Annotated in this window: 1 protein-coding gene and 1 pseudogene; one reads left to right on the top strand and one right to left on the bottom strand. The window is 74.5% G+C overall.

Annotation, left to right across the window (positions count from 1 at the left end):
- Positions 1-530: pseudogene (locus AB8Z36_RS36560) on the top strand (hypothetical protein); the annotation flags it as partial.
- Between the two features lie 45 nt (positions 531-575).
- Here AB8Z36_RS36560 and AB8Z36_RS36555 read toward each other — a convergent pair.
- A partial coding sequence (locus tag AB8Z36_RS36555; RefSeq protein ID WP_440582097.1) for a TIGR03767 family metallophosphoesterase occupies positions 576-2,381 on the bottom strand: 1,806 nt, incomplete at its 5' end.

The raw sequence follows: 2,381 nt of genomic DNA, 5'->3' as shown, positions 1-2,381 counted from the left end.
CGCCCACCGTGCGGCGGCTGCTCACCGAGGCGGTGCGCGACGGCCACTGCGAACCGGCGGCCGTCGTACGGGAGTTGCGCAACGCCCGGCTGCTGACCCTGCCGCACGTCGTGGACGCCGTCGACTCGCTGCTCGCCGAGGGGCGCGCCATCGCCGAGGACCGGCTGTACCGCCTGGTCGCCGAGTACGCCCTGCCCGAGCCCCTGTGGAACGTGGACCTGCGGCTGCCGGGCGGCCCGCGCCTCGGCGGCGTCGACGCCTACTGGCCCGACCAGGCGGTCGCCGTGGAGCTCGACACCCGCGCGCCCCGGCAGGACTTCCGGCAGGGCTTCCGGCAGGACGACGACGCCCTGTTCTCCGAGTACGCCCGCAAGCGCGAGCACCTGGAGCGGCTCGGCATCACCGTCGTCCACCTCACCCCCAAGAAGCTCAGGGACGGCCTGGCCCAGCAGGCCACCGTCGTCCGGACCGCCCTGATGGCCTCGCACGACCGCGCCCCCGCGGCGTACGTCGTGGTGCTCCCCCGCTAGCGGCCCGCACCCCGTCACCACGCCGACGCACCGAGGCGGTGGTGGTCAGCCCTTGCGCAGGATCAGCTCCGTGTTCCGGTCGCCCGGCTCGCCGCCGAGTGCGGGCTTGGCGCCGGGGGCGTTGAAGGACAGCTCGCGGTAGAGCGCGGCCAGACCGGTCTGGGAGAGGTCGTCGAAGTCCGTGCGGTGCGGGGCGGCGGACTCGATGAGCGTGGTGAAGAGGGAGATCGTGCCGTCGTGGTTGTCGGTCAGCTCCACGACCCTCGCGAGCTGCGGGAAGTCGATGTGCGACGCGGTGGAGACCTCCCAGAAGGAGCCGTGGGCGGTCCGGTGCGGGGTGATCGCGTTCTTGTGGCTGTGTCCGTTGACCCAGGCGAGCACCGAGCGGTGGCGGCCGAGCAGTTCGACGATCTCCTCGCCGCCGTGCCGCCCCTCGCCGGGCCGCGCCGGGTCCGCGCGGAGGTTGCGCATGGTCCTGCTGGTGTGGTGGCTGAAGACGACGACGTACGAGGGCCCGCCCGCACGGCGTTCGTTGGCCGCGAGCTCACGCTCCAGCCAGCTCATCTGCCCGGTGCCGAGGGAGCCCTCGTAGTGCCCGGCGGGGTCGGTGCTGTCCAGGCTGATGCCGAGCACGTCGTCGCTGACGCGGAAGGAGTAGTACTGGGTGCCCGAGGACAGGTTCTCCTCGGTGTAGCCGTGGCCCGCGGGGCCCGCGCCCGCGTGGGCGGGGTCCAGGTGCGCCCGCAGGTACTCGGCGGGCGTGAAGGGCGCCCGCGACGGGTCCGGCGTGACGGAACGCATGCGCCGCGCCTCCGACTCCAGCAGCTCCTTGAACCGGCCGCCCTTGGGGTCGTGCCCCTTCTTCACGGCCCTCCACAGGGCGGCGCCCCGCGTCTCGTCGAGGGACATCAGCTTCTTGCCGCCGACCGCGAAGTCGGTGAAGTACGGGTCCCTGGGCGCCCAGCAGCCGCCGGGCAGCGCGTCGTGGTTGCCGACCGTGGAGTACCAGGGCAGGCCGAGGCCGGGGCTGTTGACCTCGCGGATCGCGGCGTCGAGGAAGCCGTGCAGCTGCGGGAAGCCGAGGCTCTTGTCGGCGTCGCGCAGGTCGTCGTCCGGGTGCCAGTACAGCTTGAGGCCGCTGGCCTGCACGCCCTCGTAGCGGCGCGGGTCACCGGTGTTGGGGGTGATCCGGCCGCCGCTCATGACCTTGAGGAACCAGTCGAGTTCGGTGCGGGAGTTGTTGTCGGTGTTGTCGCCGGTCGTCACCACGCAGTGCAGCGGGGCGCCGGTCGCGGGCGCGCCGCGCAGCGCGTTGACGCGTTCGACCAGGGAGACGACACCAGCCACCGAGAGAGCCTCGTGCGGACGCCAGGCGCTCGCGGTCTGCGCCCGCAGGTACTCGTACCGCAGCGGATGCTGCACGTCGACCAGGTGCAGGTCGGTGAATTGCACGAACGCGGCGAGCGCGGTACGCCGCTCCTCCCGTCCCGGCCGCGCCGCAGCGAGGTCCCCGCGCACCACCCGGCGCCAGGCGGGCCCGTCGCCGAGCCGCCGGTAGCCGGAGGTGCCGCGCGGGGCGGCGACGGTGAGCAGGGTGGTGCCGCCCTTGTAGGGGGCGAGGGGCGCGGCGGGCGCGGGCCGGGAGCGTGCCACGGTCGCGCGGCCGAGGGGCGCGGCGTTGCCGGAGCCCGCGCCGGGGCCGAGGGTGTGGCCGATTCCGGCGGASAGCGCGACGGCGCCGGTGGCGGCGAGGAGGGCGCGGCGGTCGATACGGGCGGCGGCGTCCGCCGTCGCGGTGGCGGCGTGGGCGCCGGCCGTGGCGGTTGCGGTGGCGACGGTGCGTATGCGCGG

Source organism: Streptomyces flavofungini, from assembly GCF_041028215.1.
GTDB classification, from domain to species: Bacteria; Actinomycetota; Actinomycetes; order Streptomycetales; family Streptomycetaceae; genus Streptomyces; species Streptomyces flavofungini_B.
Note: the sequence above shows the minus strand (reverse complement) of the source record. Positions and strands in the feature narration are given on the sequence as shown.